The sequence below is a fragment of the Agarilytica rhodophyticola genome (assembly GCF_002157225.2).
Lineage (GTDB): Bacteria > Pseudomonadota > Gammaproteobacteria > Pseudomonadales > Cellvibrionaceae > Agarilytica > Agarilytica rhodophyticola.
On sequence record NZ_CP020038.1, the window covers coordinates 1,468,506 to 1,487,488 of the forward strand.

The 18,983-nt window shown below is 41.1% G+C and carries 12 protein-coding genes; 10 read left to right on the forward strand and 2 right to left on the reverse strand.

Annotated elements, in window-relative coordinates:
* Positions 1 to 3 precede the first annotated feature (3 nt).
* The 9 genes from BVC89_RS06260 to BVC89_RS06300 all read left to right on the forward strand — a co-directional run bounded on the left by BVC89_RS06260 (position 4) and on the right by BVC89_RS06300 (position 15,617).
* Positions 4 to 4,395: an RHS repeat-associated core domain-containing protein gene (locus tag BVC89_RS06260; RefSeq protein WP_086930361.1), complete on the forward strand. Its 4,392-nt coding sequence runs from the start codon at positions 4 to 6 to the stop codon at positions 4,393 to 4,395.
* Positions 4,396 to 4,403: 8 nt separating this feature from the next.
* Positions 4,404 to 4,901 carry a hypothetical protein gene (locus BVC89_RS06265; RefSeq protein ID WP_086930362.1) on the forward strand — a complete coding sequence of 166 codons (498 nt, stop codon included), beginning with the start codon at positions 4,404 to 4,406 and terminating at the stop codon, positions 4,899 to 4,901.
* Positions 4,902 to 4,967: 66 nt separating this feature from the next.
* Positions 4,968 to 5,927 carry a hypothetical protein gene (locus tag BVC89_RS06270; protein WP_158657805.1) on the forward strand — a complete coding sequence of 320 codons (960 nt, stop codon included), beginning with the start codon at positions 4,968 to 4,970 and terminating at the stop codon, positions 5,925 to 5,927.
* Positions 5,928 to 6,250: 323 nt separating this feature from the next.
* Positions 6,251 to 8,188: an acetate--CoA ligase gene (gene acs / locus BVC89_RS06275; protein WP_086934539.1), complete on the forward strand. Its 1,938-nt coding sequence runs from the start codon at positions 6,251 to 6,253 to the stop codon at positions 8,186 to 8,188.
* Between the two features lie 359 nt (positions 8,189 to 8,547).
* A complete protein-coding gene (ppnN, locus tag BVC89_RS06280) occupies positions 8,548 to 9,912 on the forward strand; it encodes a nucleotide 5'-monophosphate nucleosidase PpnN (RefSeq protein ID WP_245929353.1) in 1,365 nt (454 codons plus the stop codon).
* 15 nt (positions 9,913 to 9,927) lie between these two features.
* Positions 9,928 to 10,503, forward strand: coding sequence for a DNA endonuclease SmrA (gene smrA, locus BVC89_RS06285; protein WP_086930365.1), 576 nt, complete (start codon positions 9,928 to 9,930; stop codon positions 10,501 to 10,503).
* 68 nt (positions 10,504 to 10,571) lie between these two features.
* Complete coding sequence (locus tag BVC89_RS06290; protein WP_086930366.1) at positions 10,572 to 13,121, forward strand: DNA polymerase II; 2,550 nt, start codon at positions 10,572 to 10,574, stop codon at positions 13,119 to 13,121.
* A 100-nt stretch (positions 13,122 to 13,221) separates the two neighbouring features.
* Entirely contained in the window at positions 13,222 to 13,539 is a 318-nt protein-coding gene (locus tag BVC89_RS06295) for a hypothetical protein (protein WP_086930367.1), read from the forward strand.
* Positions 13,540 to 14,015: 476 nt separating this feature from the next.
* Positions 14,016 to 15,617, forward strand: a complete 1,602-nt coding sequence (locus BVC89_RS06300) for a phosphodiester glycosidase family protein (RefSeq protein WP_086930368.1) — start codon at positions 14,016 to 14,018, stop codon at positions 15,615 to 15,617.
* A gap of 23 nt (positions 15,618 to 15,640) precedes the next feature.
* Here BVC89_RS06300 and BVC89_RS06305 read toward each other — a convergent pair whose 3' ends face one another.
* Positions 15,641 to 16,696 carry a methyltransferase domain-containing protein gene (locus BVC89_RS06305; protein ID WP_086930369.1) on the reverse strand — a complete coding sequence of 352 codons (1,056 nt, stop codon included), beginning with the start codon at positions 16,694 to 16,696 and terminating at the stop codon, positions 15,641 to 15,643.
* Between the two features lie 111 nt (positions 16,697 to 16,807).
* Positions 16,808 to 17,719 (reverse strand): radical SAM protein, encoded by a 912-nt coding sequence (locus BVC89_RS06310; RefSeq protein WP_086930370.1) that lies wholly within the window; start codon positions 17,717 to 17,719, stop codon positions 16,808 to 16,810.
* A 378-nt stretch (positions 17,720 to 18,097) separates the two neighbouring features.
* Here BVC89_RS06310 and BVC89_RS06315 point away from each other — a divergent pair, with 378 nt between their 5' ends.
* Positions 18,098 to 18,979: a DMT family transporter gene (locus BVC89_RS06315; protein WP_086930371.1), complete on the forward strand. Its 882-nt coding sequence runs from the start codon at positions 18,098 to 18,100 to the stop codon at positions 18,977 to 18,979.
* Positions 18,980 to 18,983 lie beyond the last annotated feature (4 nt).

The window sequence follows — 18,983 nt, forward strand, 5'->3', positions numbered from 1 at the left end:
AATATGCCGAATAAATTCTGGGCAAGAAAAGACAGCAAATATAAAGTTGTAAGTTCTGCTCCAAGTGTTAATTTGACGCCCATCGGTAATGCCATCGTTCCTGTGCCTTATCCGGTTAGTGAAAAATTGAGTAAGGCTGTAGCTACCGCTGATGATGTCTTGGTTAATGGTAAACCCACTTATATTCACGGCAGTGACACAACTTCGGTAAAAGGCGATGGTAAGGGCAGCAAGGGAGGAGTAAAGTCGGGCACTGTAGAAGCTAAATCACAGCCGATAAAAGCGATGGCCAGCCCTACAGTTAAAGCCAATAAGCAACATGTAGTCAGGGAAGGTGATCTGCAAATGATGCAAGGTGGTAATACCATCGGCAAAATTACCTGTAGTGAAAATGCTTCCCTCGTTACCATTGAAGATGATGGCGCTATTCAAGGTGAAACCCTACCTTCCGATCTCGATGGCCCGGCAGCACAAAAGTTGCATCAATCTGCGGGGCAGGGTGCTGGCGCACAGTCCATGCCTGGTGCCACTAAGCCAACGGCAGGGGGTAGCTCTGGCGGCCTTGGTGCTGCCACAGGTTCCCCGGTCATGCTATACACAGGGCAGCTTTACTATGTGTATGATTACATGGCGATTACTTTGGCTGGTAAGATGGAAATTACACCCTCGCTAAGGTATTTATCCGGTAGTCAATACCGCGGCTTTTTTGGTCGTGATCGTCGTTTTCATTATGAAAAACAATTTGTTGCCTTAGACGAAAAACGTTGTCGTTTGTATACCGCTGAAGGTCGAGAATTTGATTTTATCTTGCAGGATCAGCAATATATCGACGTTGGTAGTGTGGGGGTTGATGTTAACCATGACGGTAAATACTGGATATTAAACTATTTTGATTCCACCACGGAAATCTATAGAAATAATCGCTTATTAGAAATCCGAGACGCTAATCAAAACTGGTTGAAGTTTGACTATAAAGCGAATGGCGCCTTACTTAGTATTTACAATAGCAGTGGTGCACGCTTACATTTTGAATATAACGCTCGCCACTGTGTCAATCGTATGTATGATCACTCGCAACGAACGTGGCAATACCACTATGATGCAGATGATAATCTTATTCAGATCACACCACCGGCAGGTCGCAGCGAACATTATGTTTATCAAACATTGCAAAATACAGTTCCTGCAAATGGTAAAAGAGATGAAGCACCTCTACCTTGGTCTCGTTTAATTGAAGTGCGTGATTCTGCTAGAAAAATAGGTCTTAGTGTTGGCTATGGAGATAATGGTAGAGTCAACAGATACACCGAAGATAGTGAGACTTTTCGCTATATCTATCACCAGCAAAAACTGGTTGAAAAAATTAACCAACAGCAACAGTCGATACTCTATGGCTTAGATGATTACGGTGTGATAAAAGCTATTACCGCTGTTGATGGCAGTACTCAGCGAGAAGATTATAATCCTACTACGCGCACGGCAAAAATCATTATCAATGACGGTGATCCGCGAATTGAAGAGTATGATGAGCGTCATCGTCTAGTATCCGTGACAAACGGATGTTGTGCCAGCTGTGGTCACCAAGTGACATACAAATACGAAGGTAATAATCCTCAGCCTGCTGTCGTCAGTGATGATGGTCGTAAAATTATTAATGTGTATGATGAACGTTATAATTTGTTAAGCACTGCTATATCGAACGATGTTATTTTTAAATATCAATATGACGAAAAAGGGCGTCGCACGGTGAGCACCGACGCGAAAGGAAGTGTTACTAAATTTGCTTACAATGATAAGGATCAGATTACTCATATTATCGACGCTCGCGATAATATCTTTCAAATGACCTACGATGAGCTTGGGCGTAAAGTTAGCCAAAGTGACCCTCAGGGTAATCTTGAAACATTTTCATACGATATTCTCGATCTCATCACCCATCATAGAGATGAACTAAATCACACCACAAAATTTGTTTACAACGATAGCCAGCAGTTGGATCATATTATTGATGCAAGTGGAAACTCCACGTGTTATGCATATGATAAAAAAGACCGGGTCATCGGCCAGCAAAATGGTGACGAAAGTCGTAGACGCTATCGTCATAATGATCGCGGCCAGCTGATTGCTATTCAACGTGAAGATAATAGTGAGATGTTTTTTCATTACGATGACCTAGGTAACGTAGTGCAAGTTACCGCCCGTCAAAAAACCAATGATAGCTCATCTGAAAACCCTCGCTATTATGAAGAGAAGTTACTGTGTCAGTATGATTCCGATGGTGACTTAGTTAGTGCGAATTTAAACGGACAAAAGCTTACATTTAATTATGATAGTGAAAGTCGTTTAGTCGCCAGCCGACAACACGGAATTGAGGTAAGCCGCTGGTATACTTCAAAGGGCGACTTGCATGCAGGTGTCGGTTTTATGGGGGAATCTCATAACTATCGTTATGATTCTAAGCAGCGTATGAACCAAGTGCAAAGGGAACTTGATTGTATTACACAATTACATAATCCCAATGGCGATATAATCAAACGCACTTTTCCAAATGATCTTGCTGATACAATTCAATATGACGAAAGCAGCAATATCACGCAGATAACAACTGCCAATACTCGCGAATTATCGAACTTGGCAGAACTTAACTACAGTATTGACTCCAGAGGCTTATTGGCTGAAAAAAACTGCAGCCAAACAGATAAAAAAATACGCTATCATTATGATGCCGCCGGACGACTAACTAGCGCGGGCAAGCATAGCTTTGAATATGATGATGCGGGTAATCTGCTACTTAGTAAGTATGATAATGCACTTACCTACCGTGCCACTTATAATGCCGCCAACAATCAGTTGTTAAAAAATAACTACTATCAATATAGTTATGATAAGCGTGGCAACCTAGTTAAAAAGCAACGTTTAGATCACTCAGAAAGCGTTTATTACTTTTATAATTTATTTGATCAGCTACAAGAAGTTTCCACTTATGATGAAAATAATGAGTGCATTAAATGTTTACAATTTCAATACGATGCACTAAATCGACGAGTAAGTAAGTCGCTTACATTGTTTGAGAATAATCAGCAAGTACAACAATCTATTCACCATTATTTATATGATCAGCACAATATCATTGCTGTATTGGATGAAGACAAGAAACTGCTAGCAAGTATTGTTCACGGCGATGAAATTGATGTGCCTCTATCTATCACTACACATAATCATGAAGTACTGTCTTTAAGTGATGTAGAAAAAACCTATTTCGATTCTCTCAATGAAATAGACCAACAAGCTATACTAAAAGCGAAAACACAACGTACTTATTATTATCATCGCGACCACCAAGGCAGTATCACAATGTTGACGGACGCCAACGGTGAAATAGTAGAACAATTCGAATATGATGATAGCTACGGTACTGTTTTAAAACATACAAAAAAACAGGAAACATATAATCCTTATGCGTACACCGGACGCGAGTTCGATGCTGCCGATCTTTACTATTATCGCGCTCGTTACTATGATCCGCAAATTCAACGTTTTCTTAGCAACGACCCTATGGGTTTTATATCCGGCGACACCAACTTCTATCGCTACGTTGAAAATAACCCGGTGAACTTCGTCGATCCTGCCGGTTACAACCCAGTATGTAAAGCAATCGAGAGAAAGAAAAATAAATTATATAAAAAAGCGATAAAGCCACTAGCTAAAGTTGTCGCTAAACAAACGGCTAAGCTTGGTGCTGCCGCTGTACCTTTTGTAGGCTGGGCAATGGCGGCGTGGAGTGCTTATGATTTGGTAAATTTGGGCCTTGAATTAAAAGACCTTTACGACCAGTTCGATGCCCTAGAAGATGCCCTGCAAAAATGTCTGGCAAAATCTAAAAAAGTTAAAACTACAAAAACTAAAGAAAAAAATAAGTCAAAAGGGAAAGAAATTAAGTGCGGCGATAAGAAAAAATATAAAGACCAAGGTAGTGGTGGCCATAGTAAAGATAAGAAAACAGATAGTGAAAAGCTTGATAAGGATCATTTGCCATCTAAAGGTCATGTTAATAATAGTGTTGATATGGCTGAAATGAGTGCAGCTGAGAAGAAATGTATAAAAAATCAGATTAGTAAAAATATGGATACACTGGCAATACCACATGATGTACATAAAGCGAAAACAAAAGTTACAGCGCCACATACTACTGCTGGTCAAGCTATGGCAAGAGGTAAAAGTCTACCTGACATTGCTAAAGCTGAAGTTAAAGAAGTAAAGAAACAAACAATTAAAAAAATGCATATGAATGACCCTTGCCGCGCCGCAATTATCAGCCAGCTGAATGAGTTTGAAAAACTAGGGCAAGAATATTTTGATGAAATTATCGATGCGGCCATCAGCCACTGTTTATAGAGGAAAATATGAAAATTGAAGATGTAATTGATCTGCTTTATCTACCAATGGATAGTGATGTCGTTATTTCCGCTCTTGACTCATTGGGCTTAAATCTACCAATTTTAGATGATAGCTATATTACTGAAGGGGATGTCTCTACGGAAAAATCCGATTTAGGATTAGAGTTTACTTTTAAAGAAATTAGTGGCGAAACAGCGAGCCAAGGTTCCCCACTTGTATTTCAATCCTTTGTTCATGAGGAATACCCGCATGATTTATTGTATGGTATAAAGCGATCAGATTCTTATGCTGTAGTAAAAGAGAAAATAGGTTCTTCTGCGGCCTTTGGTCATAAATATCTAAAGTCATCTCGAACATGGAAGCTAGTTCGTGAAGATGGCAAACCGTATGCGATATCCATTCGTTTTGACAAAAGTATGGAGCAGATTGTCGCTTTTGCTTTATATGCCTTTCCTCCCGAGGATGAAGCGAAAAAATTTGTCTTAAATGAGGCTGATAGATAAGTAAAATGTCAGTGTGTAGAGAATAGTCAAAACGATAATGCTTTACATACTATAATAAGAGAAGCCATGATGGATAATCACATACAGTTCTTGCAAAATTTATACGATGATGCTGTCGAAGAGGATATCAACTTTAAATATCATATTCCATTTGAGGAAAATGAATATTGTAAGATATTTAATGAGTCTACATGGCCTATTTTAGAAGACCCTAAGCAACCTATCGATGCTCTTGGTTTTAAATCAGTTTATGAGCTATTTGAACTTCATTTCGAGTACGGTATGTTTGCTAAAACGAAGTTAAATGATAATGTAATTGCTACCGAACACCTGACTAAGGCAAGTGCTTATGGTGTATTTGTGATACACTATGGGGTGTTGTCTTCTTCTTATATTCCAAGCCCAAAGCCTTTTGTGCCAATGAATAAGGCGTTACTCATCTTATCTTTGTGTATTATTCTTAATCAAAAGAAAAATGCGGAACTTGTAGGTAAGCATTTGATCGACTCACTAAACAGTGTCTCATCGATTATGAAACGAGGGCAGCCTAATGCGCATATTGCGTGGTTTATTGCAGGTCTTTATATCCAGCATAATGAAAAAAAGTTAGATATAAATAAAGCATTCAAACCAAAAGATTTTGATTTATTTCAAGAAGTGTTAAATAACTGGGATACGCAAGATCAGCGTAAGTTAGAAAAGTATGTCTTACTTCTGGCAGATAATCATATTGCCCAAGCGAGGATATCGTCGGCGACGAACCTTGATAATTTAGAGAACAATGCATTTGACTTTAGCGAGCTATTTTTGCCTAGTCTATACCTATTACCTTATGAAATTTTAGTATGGTTTAAGCTACGTCAACAGCGAGGCTTAGTAGTGCCAGTTGATGTTGATCACCCCTTACTTAGAATGGCATCTACTAAAGAATTTTTAGATAATACAGCAGAACTAAGTATGCCCATTAACTTGCCATTTATTCAGACCCTAGTCAAAAACATAAAGCAACAATGTTCTCCTATTTAAGCTCAAGCATACTCTCTATTATTCTCCTTTACTCGCGATGTGTTTTGCTCTCTACTTTGATATGTTCAAGGTTCGTGATGAGTTAAATCAGGTTCTGATGTTTTATTTTCTCGGTTATTAGTATTGAGTAGCGTCACATAAGCAGTAGCACTTTATGCTCTGTGTATTACATTTTAGATTTTTGTGCCACACACATATAAACCCAACGTCTTATAGACGTTAGATAGTTCTTTACTTTAGGATTGACATCATAGCAAAGCCATCAAGATTCTGTTTGGCGACGTATCATGACCAGTCATAATGATAATAAGCGAGGTGTGCACATGTCCGACATTAAAACTTATCCTGTATTGGAATCTATTTCTCAATCATGCCATATTGATCAAGAGACATACCGCGATATGTATCAGCGTTCAATCAGTGAGCCTGATGCTTTCTGGTCTGAGCAGGCGGAGGCCTTTTTAAGTTGGGATAAGAAATGGCACACTGTGAGGGAGTTTGATTTTCACCAAGGGCATGCTGCGTGGTTTCTAGGCGGCCAACTAAATGTCAGCTACAACTGTATCGATCGCCACTTACCTGAACGCGCCGAGCAGACGGCCATTATTTGGGAAAGTGATGATCCTAATGTTGATAAAAAAATTAGTTACCAGCAATTACATGATGAGGTGTGCCGTTTTGCTAATGCTCTAAAGGCAAGAGGGGTAAAAAAGGGCGATCGTGTTTGTATTTACATGCCGATGATCTTGCAAGCCGCTTATGCGATGTTGGCATGTACACGAATTGGCGCCATTCACTCGGTAGTTTTTGGTGGCTTTTCACCAGAAGCTCTCAAGGATCGTATTCTCGATAGCGATTGCCAATTACTGATTACTGCTGATGAAGGGGTTCGCGGCGGTAAACGCATCCCCCTAAAAGCCAATGCCGATAAAGCAGTGGCCAGCTGCCCGAATGTGCATACCGTTCTTGTCATTCAGCATACATCAGGTGCGGTTGAGTGGTCTTCTGAGCGAGATGTGTGGTACCACGAGCTGGGTGCCAAAGTAGAAAGTCAGTGCGCTCCTGAGCCCATGGATGCGGAAGACCCCATGTTCATCCTCTATACCTCCGGCTCTACTGGTAAGCCTAAAGGTGTTCTGCATACGACTGGTGGCTACTTACTACAAGCGGCCATGTCGCACAAATATACTTTCGACTATCACGATGGTGATATTTATTGGTGTACCGCCGATGTGGGTTGGGTAACCGGCCACACTTATATTGTCTATGGCCCTCTTGCGAATGGTGCCACTACCCTTATGTTTGAAGGTGTTCCCACATATCCCGATGGTGGTCGTTGTTGGCAGATTTGTGATAAACATCAGGTCAATATCTTTTACACGGCGCCGACGGCACTGCGTGCATTGATGGGCTTGGGAGATGAATTGGTCACTGCAACGTCACGAAAAAGTCTTAGAATATTAGGCACGGTTGGTGAGCCGATTAATCCCGAAGCTTGGGAGTGGTATCATCACGTCGTTGGTGAAGCCCGCTGTCCCATTGTGGATACCTGGTGGCAAACAGAAACAGGGGCGCAGTTGATTACCCCTTTGCCTGGGGCTATGGCGCTGAAACCTGGTTCTGCAACCTTACCTTTCTTTGGTGTAGAACCGGTGCTGCTTGATGACAAAGGCAATGAAATTAGTGGTGAAGGAGAAGGCAGCCTGGCTATAAAAAGTACTTGGCCAAGTCAAATACGCACTGTATACGGGGATCACGAGCGCATGATCCAAACCTATTTTAGTACCTATCCCGGCTACTACTTTACCGGTGATGGGGCACGTAGAGATAGCGATGGTTATTATTGGATCACCGGACGTATAGACGACGTACTTAATGTTTCTGGCCACCGTATGGGAACCGCCGAAGTGGAAAGTGCTTTAGTGTTACATGATAAGGTGGCAGAAGCCGCGGTAGTGGGATATCCTCATGATATTAAAGGCCAGGGCATCTACGCTTATGTAACCCTGATGAGCGACTGCCAGCCAAGTGAGGAACTTCGTGCAGAGCTAATTGCCCTATGTAGTAAAGAAATTGGCGCAATCGCTAAGCCTGAGTTTATTCAGTGGGCGCCTGGGCTGCCAAAAACACGCTCAGGTAAAATTATGCGTCGTATACTACGCAAAATTGCCGCCAATGAGCTGGAAAACTTGGGGGATACATCGACATTAGCCGATCCCTCAGTAGTGGACGAGCTAATAGAGCATCGCTTGAACGCCTGATATTTTAGGTTTAGACACCATTCGATGCACCGAAACATCGCGTTGTGATATATGGTTTTGTGAGCTTATCTGCTCGAGTGCCATAAACGCTTTGTAGAGGTGTGAAAAGGCCTGAAAGCAAGCTTCAAGTAGAGGATGCATACTGATCGCTCGTGATCAGGTCGTCGCCAGTTATAGTGAACATCGTAATTATCGATGCGTTTATCGACATTGAGAAACTGGCGTTAAGAATGGTAAACATACAAAAACACATTTGGCGGTTTGAAAAAACTGCTCGATATGACACTAGTTCCATTCTTTATTACACCTGCGGTGACGAGTAAATACTTTTTAATACGAATTTAGTAATAGGAACACTAGTGAACGGAAAGATTTCGACAAAAATAAGACCAGAAAAAACATTAAATGTATTGTCGCAAATAGAAGTGGCAAGACTCGCCCAAGCTCAGGGCTCAACCATCCATGAAAATTTTCGCCGCTGCGCCTTGGCGGTATTAAATACCGGCGCTGAAACCGACGACACCAAACAAATTCTTGAGCAATTCTCAGACTTCTCTGTAGAAGTCATTGAGCAAGAGCGCGGTATTAAGCTCAAAATTAACAATGCGCCAGAGCATGCTTTTGTTGATGGTAAAATGATCACCGGTATTAAAGAGCACTTGTTTTCAGTATTGCGTGATATCATTTATATCAACAATGAACTGCAAGAGAATCGCGATATTGACTTCTCTCAGCCCGATGGTATTACCAACGGTGTATTTCACATTGTGCGCAACACTGGCCTGTTAAAAAACAATAGCGAAGTCAACTTAGTGGTGTGCTGGGGTGGCCATTCTATTAACGAGGTAGAATACGATTACTCTAAAGAAGTGGGTTATCAAATGGGCTTGCGCGGTTTGGATATCTGTACCGGCTGTGGTCCTGGTGCGATGAAAGGCCCAATGAAAGGTGCGACTTTTGGCCACGCTAAAATGCGTTCAGAAGGTCGTTATGTTGGGATTTCAGAACCGAGTATTATTGCGGCCGAATCTCCCAATCCGATTGTTAACCAGTTAATCATTATGCCCGATATTGAAAAGCGTCTAGAGGCTTTTGTTCGTGCAGGTCATGGTATTATTGTATTTCCAGGTGGTGTTGGTACAGCGGAAGAAATTCTCTATATCTTGGGTATTTTATTGCACCCAGATAATAAAGATATACCCTACCCATTAATCTTTACCGGGCCAGAAGAGTCGCGCGGTTATTTCGAGCAGATTAATCAGTTTATTGGTGTAACTCTTGGTGAAGAGGCGCAATCGAAATACGAAATTATTATTAATGACCCGGTGCTGGTTGCACAGAAAATGACAGCGCATATGGAAACAGTTCGTGATTACCGTCTGAAAACCAAAGATGCCTACTACTACAACTGGGTATTAAAAATAAACGAAGACTTGCAAAAGCCTTTCAATCCGACCCACGAAAAGATGGCAGCGCTTGATTTACATAAAAATCAAGAAACATATAAACTTGCTGCTAATTTACGTAAAGCTTTTTCTGGAATTGTGGATGGCAATGTAAAAGAGCACGGTATTCGTGCTGTGGCTGAGAAAGGACCATACGAAATTCACGGTGATAAAGAAATAGCGGCACCATTGGGGGAGTTACTACGCGCGTTTGTTGCGCAAAAACGTATGAAAATTCCCACCAATGAATATATACCTTGCTATAAAGTTATCGAGTAGTATGTGATTGACTCGATGAATGATGAAGAATTGTTTAAGCAAATGCTCGGTGACGATGTAGAACCTATCGTCACCGAAAAGCGTGTTGCCGTTAATAAAAACCGTGATCAGGGCGTAGATAAATCCGAACGCCGCAAGGCGGCTGCTAGCATACAGGCAAGCCAAGCCGATCCACTGTCTTCGGCGCCGGTAGAAATGGTCGATCCTTTAGCGCTACTGGCTTATCGTAAGCCTGGAGTGCAGCATGGGGTCTATAAAAAGATGCGTTTGGGTAAATATGCTTTAGATGCACGCTTAGATTTGCATCGTATGACCGTTGAGCAGGCACGCAAGCTAGTCTATCAATTTGTCAAGGACTGCGTTGCTAACGACGTGCGCTTCGCGCTCATTACTCACGGCAAAGGTGAAGGTCGGGAGACGCCTGCGCTATTAAAAAGCTGTATTGCCCATTGGCTACCTCAATTAGATGAAGTTCTGGCTTTTCACACTGCGCAAAAGCACCATGGTAGTTATGGTGCGACCTATGTCATGTTTAAAAAGAGCGATAACAAAAAGTTAGAAAATAAAGAACTTAATCGACGTAAAAAATAATTTTTTGTAAAGACTGTACACGCTATATTTTCATGATTTGCATATCTCTACTTTAGGTCATCAGAGTAATGTCTGATAACGATATATTTGAAGGGTTTATATTAAGTCGGCAATGGCAAGATATTTACCCTCGATCTTCCAAGTCGAATCATAGCCAACATTTGCAACTTGTTTTCTGGATAAAAACAGCAAATGGCCCTGTTAAACTTGTTATCAACCAACAAAAGGCAGTATTTTTCCTTGCTGAACCTGACCTAGAACAAGCTAAAAAGCTTCTGAGTTCTATTCGCGGTTTAAAAACTGATAGCTGGTATACTAAAGAACTGCAATTAAAGTCCTTTCAATACCAGCCTGTTACTGGTTTTTACTTTTTACAGCAAAAAGGCTTGTACTTAGCCCGCGATGAATTAATAAAACATGGTTTAGCGCCACTGGAAGCGGATATTCGACCAACCAGCCGCTTTTTAATGGAACGTTTTATTACCGGAAGCCTGTGTGCAAAAGGGCAAGCTATTGTTCATGAGAATTACTTGGAACTAGTTGATCCTGTTATCCAGACAAAAACTGTGTATCCGGTATTAACCATTGTTTCGTTAGATATTGAAACCTCCATGCAGGGTGAGCAACTCTATTCCATAGGCGTATACCTTGATACTTTTATTCCTAATAATAGTACTTTTAAAAAAGGTAGTGATAAGAATACTTCTTCTAAACAGTCTCTGGTGTTTATGGTAGGTCGGGATAATACAGAGCCAGATGATACGATATATTATTATGATAATGAGAAGGCCTTGATGCAGGCTTTTTTGCAATGGTTCAATGGTGTTGATCCGGATATTATTATTGGTTGGAATGTTATTAATTTCGACTTACGCTTTTTACAGCGCAAGGCTGATGCTCTGCGTATTCCTCTGACTTTAGGGCGAGCACAAAGTACTATCGAATGGAGGCAGGCGCGTGATGATGATCAATACTTTACGTTGACCATCCCTGGCCGGGCAGTACTTGATGGTATTGATACATTAAAATCAGCCACCTATAATTTCGAAAGTTTTTCCTTACAGTATGTTGCTAACTATGTGCTTGGTCGCGGTAAACTTATTCACGATGTTGATAATCGCGGTGCTGAAATTACCGAGCTGTTTGTTCACAATAAACCGGCATTGGCTGCGTATAACTTGGAAGACTGTCGACTTGTTTGGGAGATATTTCAAACCACTAACCTTATTCAATTTGCCCTTGAACGGGGTAATATGACGGGTTTAGCTCTTGAACGTTTTGGCGGTTCGGTAGCTGCATTTGATAACCGTTATCTGCCTCTGTTACATCGTAAGGGTTTTGTGGCTCCTATTTTAAATAAAAGCCCAGTAGGAGTGGGTAGCCCTGGCGGTTATGTGATGGACTCAACGCCAGGACTTTATCAAAATGTATTAGTACTAGATTTTAAAAGTCTGTATCCCAGTATTATCCGTACGTTCAAAATAGACCCATTAGCACTAGTATCAGCTAACCAAACACTTGCTTTAAGTTTTGAACTCAATGGCAAGGAAACCCAGGATGTCGATAGGGAGAAAATCGTTCCTGGCTTTAATGGTGCCGTATTTGATAAAGAGAATAATATTCTCCCCAATTTAATCGACGAACTATGGCAAGCGCGTGATCGCGCTAAGCGAGATAAAAACTCAGCCACTTCGCAAGCTATAAAAATTATTATGAATTCATTTTACGGTGTCTTGGGCACTCCAGGCTGCCGTTTTTTCGATCCTCGCTTACCCAGCTCCATCACTTTGCGAGGGCATAGAGTATTGACGCAAACAAAACGCTTGGTAGAAGAGCAAGACTACGAAGTGATATACGGCGATACGGACTCCCTATTTGTATGGCTTAAAAATATTGCTCTTGATGTTAATAAAAAAGATTTACTAACTCTTGGGAAAAAACTTACTGAATATTTAAATGCTTGGTGGAAAAAAACATTGTTCGAGGAATATGGTTTAAATTCTTATTTGGAATTAGAGTTTGAAACTTGTTTTGCACAATTTGTTATGCCCACTGTAAGAGGGTCAGATGCGGGTAGTAAAAAGCGTTATGCTGGACGCAAAGTTTCTATGGATGACAATGAGAGCGGTAGTGAAGATAGCAAGGATGAATTAGTCTTCAAAGGTCTGGAGACTGTTCGCACTGATTGGACCATGCTGGCGCGAGATTTTCAGCGAGAGCTTTATCGTCGCGTTTTTTTTGATGAACCTTTTGAGGAATTTATCCGCCAGACAGTAAACGATGTGTATGCTCGTAAATGTGACGATAAACTTATTTACCGCAAACGTATCCGCCGCCGCCTGGATGACTACCAGCGAAATGTACCTCCTCATGTGCAGGCAGCCCGCATCGCCGATTATAAGCTGCAGCGAGAAGATAAGCCTGTACGTTATGCTCGTGGCGGTTGGATTCAATATGTGATGACAATTAACGGTCCGGAGCCCCTGGAGTATACAACTTCAGCCTTAGACTACGAGCTTTATATAGAACGCCAAATTGAGCCTATAGTGGATGGTATTGTGCAGTTTATGGGAAGCTCTTTTAAGGAGATTGCTGGGCGGCAAATGGGCTTATTTTAAGTGGGCAACCGCTAGTTGCAGCGTTAGTGCTTACAATTTCGTCTGTTACGGAGTATGCTTATTAAGTAAATAACACATCGCTTAATTTAAGGGGATAATCATGATCTCTCGCACACTAAAACCGATGCTTTTTGCTTGCCTTGTTGTTGCACTGGGTAATAGTTTTAACGCCCAAGCAGAACACAATGAAGTGGTGGGCGTGTTAAAGTCTAGACACTATGTTGTAGAAATGTATTCCGGCAAACATGAACCTTTGTATACGGTTAAAAATATTCAGGGTGATATGCTAGCGGCCAATCTTACTGGCAGTGAATTAGTAAGCCAAATACCTGAGCTTGAACATGTGATTTATGGCTATGCCGATGATGCCAGCCTAGGTATTGACACCGCTAACGGATGGGATGGCTTAGACCTATAATCATTTTAGCTTTGGAAGTAATTTTTACTTCGCTGCTAATAAATTTGGTACATCAATTGCTTTGGTGTCGCTAAAATAGAAAGAGTTTTCCTGTACATTTCCTATCTTAATTTGTCATGCATTTGGCTCCTGCATTTAATTAACTTTATGAAGTTGATTGCGGGGGCATTCCTTTCAAACATTAGTGTCCAGCATACTGCTTTTTATATTATAAATTTTTTTGATCTGTATTATTTTTTTAGTCAAAAAATTAGGGACAAATAAAAATTTCACTACACTAACGCTGTAAAGTTAACAATAAAAAATAATTTTCTAAGTTGGCGATAAATCTATCGACGATAAAATAACAAGATATATGGGTGTATCTTTGTTAATTGTGGTGCCCTTTATCTAATAAAAATAATAATTAATATTCAATGTTAGGGCTGATAATCCATGGCAAAAACCTTTTGTACATGTTTTTTCAATAAGAGAGTATGTTTATTAGAAGCTGTTTTAATTTACTGAGCCGCCATCAATTGTATGCGCAAGTTGAAGATAAAAAACTCACTAACTCGTTAAAAGGCCTACTTATAAGTAGTGGTGTTCCGAGTCATGATATTGGGCTTTTTTTAAGGTCTAAAATGGGTGATGATTCTACTCAATACAAAAGCTTAGTTGACAATGTTTTTGACGAAGTCAGGCATGATCCACTACTTCCTGCCCACTGTCATACTCGACAGTTAATTATGGATGCTTTGGAAAAGCCAAGTGTCCCTGCAAATGGGGTTATCTCCCTTGAAGGATCAGAGTCAAAAAAACAGATAGATAAAATGCTAGTTCATCAGCAGCTAGTATCACCAGGAACATTATTGGATCGTATTAAGAGTGCGGCTGTATTTTTGAAAAATAACTCCGGTTACTCTCTGCAAAGTGCCAAAGACATGATTATGTCTGAAGTAAATTTAATCATGGAAAAAGGATTAACTCTACGTGCAGTTGCGCCCGAACAAGAAGATATTTTAGCTGCAATTGTGGATGTTTATAAAAAAGATGATCCTAAACTTGTAGATAGAGTACATGTAACCCCAATGCAACGTAAACAATTTGATATACAAAAATTTTTGATGGTGGATGATTTAGCAAACGACCTTACTTTCAGCAAAATTGCCCCTGATTTAATAAAACATCCAGCATTTAGCGGGAATATCTTAGAAGTTGACCCAAGCAAAATAGATATATTTGTCCCGGACCCAAGGACGGTTGCAGATTACTTAGGGGGCATGGATCTTAATGCGAGAAATCCATTAACCAAAGCAAATTCTGCCCCGGATTTTGATGCACCTATGTTGTTAACAGAGGAGTGGGCTACTCGCTCAGTTATGCCGCAAGGCGGTAACTTTGACCCCCAAGAAGTTATCGGTAACATGGTTGTTATAAACGCTGGTTGGTTTAATATTTTTCCAAGTGGCGAGGGTGGACAAGATACTAAAGAGCGATTAAATCCCCATACATCTTTAGCAAGTTTTCCAATGGGGCCTGCTGTTAGTGGCGGTGAGGTATTAGCTTCTCACACTCGAGGGGATAAAGGGCAGAGGCTGGATGCCATTACTTTTCGAGATACTGGCGCTGTTATTCATACTGCCGAGGAAATGCAAGTAGATCCAAGCTGTTACCAGCCTAAAAATTTAGAAGATAAAAGTCATACTATTAATGGTTTTAAAATTCTTGGCGCAGACGGATATATACACACACCGGAGAACAACAAACCGAACTTGCCAGTTTCCCGCACGGGTGTCGGTGTTAAACCTGATGGTAAGTTAGTGTTTGTCGTGGCGACCACCGATTCTCGCGAGCATGGAATCACGGCACGACAATTCGCACAGCTTTTTAAAGAAAAAGGCTGTATTTCAGCAATTAATCTCGATAATAGTGGTTCTTCAAGTATGACTCAAATTGGAAAAACAGACCTGTATTCTTCTGATAAAAAAAGTGTCACCACTTATGGTAGTGATGTGGCAAAAGATGCAGAGGGCAATATTTTGCCAAACAAAAGAAACCGGCCTATTCCCTTAGCTTTAGTTATTAAACCTAAATGATAAATTGTTAAGTTGAGCAGGTTCTAGCAGCATCCAGTACTATTATCGGAAGCTTGCGTTACTTCATCTTTATTAAAAGGAATCGCAGTTCCACAGCCCTCAAATATTCCGTAGTGACGACTGCGATCGCCAATAAATTCAAAGTGTTCTGCAAAACGAGTTTCTCGCAACATACTTTCGGTATTGCCACACACAGGGAAAACTTTACCACTTTCAATAATATGGCTGTTATCCAGTTTAAAGAAGTGTGGGTGATGACTAATACTGCCTTTGTAAATAACCGCTTGGCCATAATCTTCACAATAAGGCTCTAGGCTTTCAAGTTTAAATAAGCGATAGGTGGCAGAATAAAATTCTATACCTTCAAGCTTTTCTGCTAAATCACGACGTTCAACGATTATGGGGGAATCTTCTACTAGGCGAGGGTCACGAAAGCCTACGGTTTTGGCGGTATTGATAAAGTCATTCCAATAAAAAGCACCTGATAAGCATTCGCCATATAAAACGGGATCACTTTTAAGATTTTCAGGTACACGTCGGCTGGCGTAAACATCTGAGAAATATATTTCTCCACCGGGTTTAAGTAAATCATAAGCAGCTTGCAGTACGGCTGTTTTGTCTACACATAAGTTGATAACGCAGTTAGATACAATAATGTCGAAGCTATTTTTTTCTAAACCCAGGGAGGCAAGGTTTTCTAATTCTCCTTTAACAAATTCGACATTGGATTTTTGGTAGCCATATTTTTCTGCATGATAAGATTGGTGACTCTTGGCAACGTTTAGTTGTTCGTCTGTCATATCCACACCGACAACACGTCCTTGCTCGCCCACTAAGCGTGATAGAGCGTACACATCTCGACCTGCGCCACAACCTAAGTCTAGTACCTTAGTACCTTCTAACTGTTGAGGGATAACCAAACCACAGCCATAATACTTAGCCATGACTTCATCGTGAATGCCAGATAAAACACCCTTTAAATATTCGGGTGGTTCTGCGCCTGTGCAGCAGGCGTTGGTTAGCAAGTCGTCGGAGCTTTGCAGGGTGTTACCATAGTAGTTTTTGACTTCATCTAACATAATTTAGGTTTCTCTTTATCACTCAAAATTACTATCAATCAAAATCAGTTAATGCTGATTTGGCTAATACATACATTACTAATTTCGCTACATTGTCAGTCATAGCTTTTATTATATTTCGCTGCAAGAAGCGCCGAAGGAAAAGCAAGAAAAGCAGCGATGATGTCTAAGCATAACCCGTGGTTGAATACTCTCCTTTAAGGTGCCGGTAAATCCATAGCGGGGATCATCATCCACTAATGTACAGGCATAGATGACCATTTTGCCATTCTGTTTAACGAGCATTTTGCTGAACGCGCACATGTAGGCGGCTCTATTTGCTTCTGTTTGGTAAGTGGTCATACAGTGTTCGGTAATTGCCGGCACATCGGCGAGGGATTCGGGGGGCAAAAAGTCAGGAAAAGAAACAATCGTCATATCTTGTGAAATCCCATGGGCTGCAAGTAGTTGACGAAACTGTTCATCGACGGCATTACTATCTTCACCTTTTTCCATCTGCCGTGCTAACGATACTTTAAAACCCAGGTTTTCAAGTAATGCCATACCCTGTAAGGCATTGGCAAAGGAGCCTTTACCTCTACCCGCATCGTGACGTTCTTCATCCACGTAGTCGATACTGACTCTAAACGAAATAGGGTGGAGGCTGCCTACAAGCTTTAAAAGGTCTTTTTCTCGTCTAAGAACAGGTTCTGTACCATTAGTAAGTACTAGGCATGGTTTCAGCTTAGATGCATACTCAAGGATGCGAACAATATCTTTAACTACGAAAGGCTCGCCGCCAGTGAAGGAGAACTGCTCTACACCTAATTCCACCGCTTCATCCATATAGCTTCGAACATCTTCAAGGCTAATTCGATTCAATCTGTCATCGCCAGGCTTTGAGCCTTCGAGGCAAAATGGGCATGACAAATTACAGGCTGTGCCGGTATGGAACCAGAGTTCTGTCAGTTTTTTCGGTTGGATATAGCCGCGAGGCTCGTCTTTTTCCGTGTGGGTCCAATCTCTTGTTTGTATCAAATTCATTACTATTACTTAAGCTTGGGTCAATTTAATGGGTAATGGCTTTCGATGGTATATCATTCCGTTAGTTACATTATGGCAACCTATTATGATGTGAGTAGGGGAGGAGATTATCCCAAAACTCTAAAGTGATCAAAATGTACGCACTTTTGCAGTTACAGAACAAGATTCTCACTGTATTTTATATTATAGAAACACAATAAAAGCCGCTAAATCGAGAGATTAGCGTATCAATGTGGCATATGGTTTTTACGGGAGGGAGCTAGTGCCTGTTCACCTTCTCCTGTAAAAACGCTAAACTTGCATCTAAATTCTCGTGTCTTCCTGCCATAGGCTGACAAAACTTACGCAAGTGCCTATCAACTCGTTTGAATTTTCTTTATGAAGCTGTATTTTAATTTACTTATATTGGCGGCCATGTGGGGCGGTTCGTTTTTGTTTTTGCGTATCAGTAGCCCTGAATTTGGCCCCATTGCCTTAATATTTGTGCGCACGGGTATTGCCGCTCTGGTTTTGATCCCCTTTGTATTGGCGGCAAAACAGATGTCGTTAATTCTTACTCACTGGCTGCAATTTGTTTTTCTCGGCGTAACAAGTACCGCCATACCTTTTACTTTATTTGCTTATACTTCTCTTTATTTGCCAGCGGGTTTAACCTCGATTCTCAATGCCACCACCCCGTTTTTTGGGGCAGTTGCGGCTTTTTACTTTTTGAATGAGCGACTAGGGGTAATGGGGGGGCTAGGTTTGGCTATCGGATTCTTGGGGGTGTATTTACTATCAGCTTTTAGTCACGGTGGGTCTGATGCTGCTGGCATTTGGCCTGTAGTAAGTGCTTTAGTGGCCACTTTCCTTTATTCCATCTCAAGTGTGTACGTTAAGTTGAAAATGAACCAACTACAGCCACTGACAGTAGCGGCGGGAAGTCAGCTCTTTTCAGCAGCGTTCCTGTTCCCTATGGCAATAGTATTTTGGCCAGCAGAAATGCCAGGTGCCCTTGCGTGGGGGAGTACCCTTGCCATGGGAGTGTTTTCCACAGCGCTATCGTTAGTGATATTTTTTCGCTTGCTTCAGACTGAGGGTGTGACTAAAAGTATTGCCGTCACTTATCTAATACCTGTGTTCGGAGTACTGTGGGGAGCGCTATTTCTCGGCGAGAGTATTACTCATATTATGGTGGTGGGCGGGATACTTGTGTTGATAGGTGTCAGTTTTACCTCTGGCACATTTAACTTCCTTGTGGCCAAACAAAAAGCCAATTGACGAG